Genomic DNA, 5,122 nt, shown 5'->3' on the forward strand with positions numbered 1-5,122 from the left:
CTGCCGCACCCCGCGAGGAGCCCGCCCCCGAGCGCGGCCCCGAGCGCGGCTCCGACGCCCGTGGCGGTCACCGCCGCCCCGGCCCGCAGCACTCCCCGCCGCCCGCCGCCGGAGGCGCCCGCGTCCCTCGCATGCTCAGTCACGCGACCATTTAAGGGGCGTATCGCATGATTTTGGGTTATTGACCCGTTTTACGAGCCCACCCGGGCGACAGCGCCACACTCAGATGACCTTGCTTATCACCCGCCACTGTCGCGCTTTAACCAGCCTTTACCAGGCAAGTGGCTCAGATCACCAAAGATTCACCCTGCAACTGTCCGCATTTGCCCCTGAATGCCCGGGTGCGACTTTTGGATCTTGAGCGCCCGTCTGCCATAGTCGGAGGACACGACCCCCATTGACCCGGGCTCAGGTCGTCTCGGCGGTCGTGGATACACCCCAAACTTCCACGCCGCTCCACGGAAGCCCCCAGCCCGCTCGCGGCCGCAGGGGGCTTTCGCGCATCACAGGGGCTTCGCGCATCACAGGGCCTTCGCGCGTCAGCGGTCCGCGACCCGCATCTCGAACCACGTGGTCTTGCCGCGCGGCAGCAGATCCACGCCCCAGCGGTCGGAGAGCTTGTCGACGAGGAAGAGGCCCCGTCCGCTCAGGTCCATCTCATGGATGGGCATCAGACAGGGCAGCCCCCGCGACGGATCCCGGACCTCCACGCGGATCCAGCCCCGCCGCTTCTCCATGCGCAGACCGAAGACGCGGGCACCGGTGTGCCGTACGGCGTTCCCGACGAGTTCGGAGACGAGCAGGACGACGTCCTCGGTGAGCTTCGGGGAGAGGTGCCAGTGGCGCAGGACGACGACCTGGGCGAGCCGGCGCGCGATGGCGGCGGACTCCGGGCGCGAGGGCAGCGACACCTCCCCGTCCGTCGGATTGCCGAACAACTCCAGCGCCTTGAGCGCGTGTTCGTCCTCTACCGCCGGCGACCAGCGCGCCGCGGTCGCACTCCCGTGCCGCCGCGGCCGTTCATAACCCTCCAGCCCCGCCATGCCCCCCATCATGGCCGCCCAGCGGGCCCTCCGGGGCCGTTCCGGAGGAATAAGCCCCCCGGAACCAACCATTCCGGGGGGCGGGGTAGGCATATGCCGCTGGCAGAAAGGAACCGGTGAAGCGGCCCTCACCTGCGATGACTTCCCGCTTACGGGTGATCACCCACGGCCTCGGCCCTGACAGGTTTAAGGTTCTCTTAAGCTGCCGATAAACCGCCCCTTCGGGGGAACCTTCCAGCTGACAGCGGGGGGCAACTGGACGGGAAAGCAAGGGAGTTCATACGAACTTCGCCTTGCCCGGGCCCTCCTCGACGAAGCTCCGCATGCCCCGCTGCCGGTCCTCCGTGGCGAACAGGCCCGCGAACCACGTGCGTTCGATGGCCAGGCCCGTGTCGATGTCCGTCTCCAGGCCCGCGTCGATGGACTCCTTGGCGGCGCGCAGCGCGATGGCCGGGCCCTGCGCGAGCCGCGCGGCCCAGGCGTGCGCCTGCTCGTACACCTCGGCGGCGGGTACGACCCGGTCCACCAGGCCGATGGCGAGCGCCTCCTCGGCCTTCACCTGGCGGCCGGTGAAGATGAGGTCCTTGGCCTTGGACGGGCCGACGAGGCGGGCCAGGCGCTGGGTGCCGCCCGCGCCGGGGATGAGGCCGAGCAGGATCTCCGGCTGGCCGAGCTTGACGTTGTCGGCGGCGATGCGGAAGTCCGCGCAGAGGGCGAGCTCGCAACCGCCGCCGAGCGCGTAGCCGTTGACGGCGGCGACGACCGGCTTGGGGATGCGGGCCACCGCGGTGAAGGACTCCTGGAGCGCCCCGGAGCGCGCGATCATGGCCGCGTGGTCCATGGCCTGCATCTCCTTGATGTCCGCGCCCGCCGCGAACACCTTCTCGCCGCCGTAGATCACCACGGCGCGCACGTCGTCGCGGCGCGTGGCCTCGGAGGCGAGTTCCTTGAGGCGGTCCTGGGTGGCGATGTCCAGGGCGTTCATGGGGGGACGGTCGAGTCGGATCGTGCCGACGCCTTCGGCGACTTCGAGGTGTGCAGTCATGGGAGGCACGTTAGCGGGGGTTAACGCGGAGGGACCCGGTGCACTTGGTCACATGTGCACCGGGTCCCTCACTCACTCCGTACGCGGTGGCGTCACGCCTTCCACTTCTCCCACGACATGTTCCAGCCGTTGTAGCCGTTGTCGGGCTGGATGTTCTTGTCCGCGGAGTTCTTCACCACGACGACATCGCCGATCAACGAGTTGTTGAAGAACCAGCCGGCGGGCGTCTTCTTGCTGTAGCCGCCGCGCACGTCGCTCAGGCCGATGCAGCCGTGGCTGGCGTTGGAGTTGCCGAAGACGCCGCCCGCCCAGTAGTTGCCGTGGATGAACGTGCCGGAGGTCGACAGGCGCATCGCGTGCGGGACGTCCTTGATGTCGTACTCGCCGCCGAAGCCGACGGTCTCGCCGTTCATCCGGGTGACCTGGAGCTTCTCGCTGATGACCATCTGGCCGTTGTACGTGGTCGTGCCGGGGGCGCCCGCGGTGATCGGGATCTTCTTGATCTGCTTGCCGTCGCGGACGACCTTCATCTGGTGCGTCTTGGCGTCGACGGTGGAGACCTGGCTGCGGCCGATGGTGAAGTCCAGGGTCTTGGACTGCTTGCCGTAGACGCCCGGGCGGCCCTCGACGCCGTCGAGGTTGAGCTTGACGGTGACCTTCGTGCCGGGCTTCCAGTACTTCTCCGGGCGGAAGTCGATGCGGTCGTTGCCGAACCAGTGGCCCTCGACCGGCACGGACGGCTCGGTCTTGATCTCGATGGCCTTCTCGACCGCCTTCGGGTCGGTGATGCCGCGCGTGAACCGCACCGAGAACGGCATTCCGACGCCGACCTTCGAGCCGTCCTCCGGGGTGAACTGGCCGATGAAGGTGTTCTGCGGGGTGAGGGTGGTGAAGGAGGTGTCCTTGGCCGACGCGCGGCCCTCGGAGTCCTTCGCCACCGCGTGGACCTTGTACGTCGTGGCCGCCGCGAGGTGGTGCGCGGGCGTCCAGGCCGCGCCGCCCGAGGTGATCTTGCCGGGGACCGGGTTGCCCTTGCTGTCCTCGACCTTGACCTGGGAGAGCTTGCCCTTGTCGGCGGATATCTTCAGGGCCCCGCTGGTGGCCACCGATTTCGCGCCGTCCTTGGGGGCTATCGTCACGACCGCCGCCGATGGCGCGTTCTTGTCCGCCTTGTCCTTGCCCCCGTCGCCCGCGTCCGAGCCTCCGCCGCCGCAGGCCGCCACCGCGAGCATCGCCGCTCCCGACAGCACCGCCGTAAGACCTCTGGCGCCCTTTCGCCGCACGCGCGTACGCGCGCCAACCGACGCCCCCGATATCGGTCGCCCGTTCAAGATGTGTCTCCCCTCGCACGGCCTGGATCCAGGCCCGCACCCCAGTGCACCTGCGCGTTTCAGACACGCGCAAGCGATAGATAACCACACGGTTCCGGGCGATGACTCCCCGCCAATGTCACCGTTCCGTTCCAACTGACCGAGGGGTGCGGGTGGATCATGATCAGCCGTTCTTCAGCCACTCCTTCCACTCCATGTTCCAGCCGCTGAGGCCGTTGTCGGGAGCGACTTTCTTGTCATCGCTGTTGATCACTTCGACGACGTCACCGATGAGCGTGCGGTCGAAGAACCAGCCCCCGGGTGTCTTGGAACTGCCGCCCTTCACATCGCGCAGGCCCACGCAGCCGTGGCTGACATTGGTGTTGCCGGGGGCGTCCGGGGCCCAGTAGTTGCCGTGCAGGAAGGTGCCGGAGGTCGTCAGGCGGATGGCGTGCGGCACGTCGGGGATGTCGTACTCGCCGCCGAAGCCGACGGTGCGGCTGTTCATGCGGGTCACCTCCAGCATCTCCGTCACCACCATCTTGCCGTTGTACGTGGGGGTCTTGGGGGCGCCCGCGGTGATCGGCACGGTGGAGATCAGTTCGCCGTCGCGGCGCACCTCCATGGTGTGCTCGGCGGCGTCGACCAGGGAGACCTGGCTGCGGCCGACGGTGAACGCGAAGGTCTTGTCCTGGAGGCCGTAGACGCCGGGGGCGGCCTCGACGTCGCGCAGGCGCAGGCCGACGGTGACCTTCGTGCCCGGCTTCCAGTACTTCTCGGGGCGGAAGTCCACGCGGTTCTTGCCGAACCAGTGCGGACGGATGTCGACGGCCGGGCGGGCAGTGACCTCGATGGCGCGCTGGACGGCGGCGCGGTTCTCGACCTCCTGGTTGAACTCCAGGGAGACGATCATTCCGGTGCCGACCGTGGAGCGGTTCTCGGGCGCCACGTAGGCGACGAAGCGCTTGTCGGGGACCTCCGTGCGGAACGTGGTGTGCCGGGCCGTGCGGCGGCCGTGGCCGTCCAGGGCGACGGCGTCGACCTTGTAGGTGGCGGCGACGGCGAGCGGGCCCTTGTCCAGGGGGCGCCAGGTCATGCCGTCCTCGCCGATGCGGCCCGGCACATCGAACTGCTGCGCGTCCTGCGTCCGGACCACCTCGACCGACTCCAGACGGCCGCCGGGGACCTTCACCTCCAGCCGTTCGTCGGGCTTGACCCCTTTGCTCTGGTCGTCGGGGGTCACCCGGATCGCGTCCGCGGGCGAACGCGGTTTCCCGAGGACTCCGTCCAGGCCATCGCCGGAACAGCCCGCCGCTCCGGCCAGCAGGCCGGCCCATGTCACTACCGCGGCCAGCGCGGCCCCTGCGCGCCGTGCGCGCCTCGCAACCTGTCTCACGTGGGACCCAACGACCGTCCCGGCTCGGGGAAACGTGAGTGCGACGCGTGCGCTGGGCAGAACAGTGGGGAGGACGACGTAGGGGGAGCCGCGGCCGGGACGCCGTATGCCCTTCTTCGCGCGTCGGCCGACAGAGCCGCGGGAGGCTGACAGGTGTCGAGCGCATCCGAGCAAGGGGCAGTGCGGGAGGCACGGGCGAAGGGGCGCGCCGCGCCCGAGCGGCCGGCCCCCGCGGTGAACGGGAGCAGGCGGCCCGCGGGGCGCGTGGTGCCGACGCGGCCGGTGTGGCCGGGGGCGCCGACGCCGCTCGGGGCGCGCTTCCGGGTGG

General features: G+C 69.4%; 4 protein-coding genes. All 4 read right to left on the reverse strand.

The annotated features are described in order from the left end of the window. Positions 1 to 539 precede the first annotated feature (539 nt). Positions 540 to 1,043 carry an ATP-binding protein gene (locus GKQ77_RS27260; RefSeq protein ID WP_219691588.1) on the reverse strand — a complete coding sequence of 168 codons (504 nt, stop codon included), beginning with the start codon at positions 1,041 to 1,043 and terminating at the stop codon, positions 540 to 542. Between the two features lie 277 nt (positions 1,044 to 1,320). After that, positions 1,321 to 2,088, reverse strand: coding sequence for an enoyl-CoA hydratase/isomerase family protein (locus GKQ77_RS27265; RefSeq protein WP_219691589.1), 768 nt, complete (start codon positions 2,086 to 2,088; stop codon positions 1,321 to 1,323). 92 nt (positions 2,089 to 2,180) lie between these two features. Next, entirely contained in the window at positions 2,181 to 3,419 is a 1,239-nt protein-coding gene (locus GKQ77_RS27270; protein WP_219691590.1) for a L,D-transpeptidase, read from the reverse strand. Positions 3,420 to 3,582: 163 nt separating this feature from the next. Then, positions 3,583 to 4,740, reverse strand: coding sequence for a L,D-transpeptidase (locus GKQ77_RS27275; RefSeq protein ID WP_308117806.1), 1,158 nt, complete (start codon positions 4,738 to 4,740; stop codon positions 3,583 to 3,585). Positions 4,741 to 5,122 lie beyond the last annotated feature (382 nt).

The organism is Streptomyces anatolicus, from assembly GCF_019400875.1.
Lineage (GTDB): Bacteria > Actinomycetota > Actinomycetes > Streptomycetales > Streptomycetaceae > Streptomyces > Streptomyces anatolicus.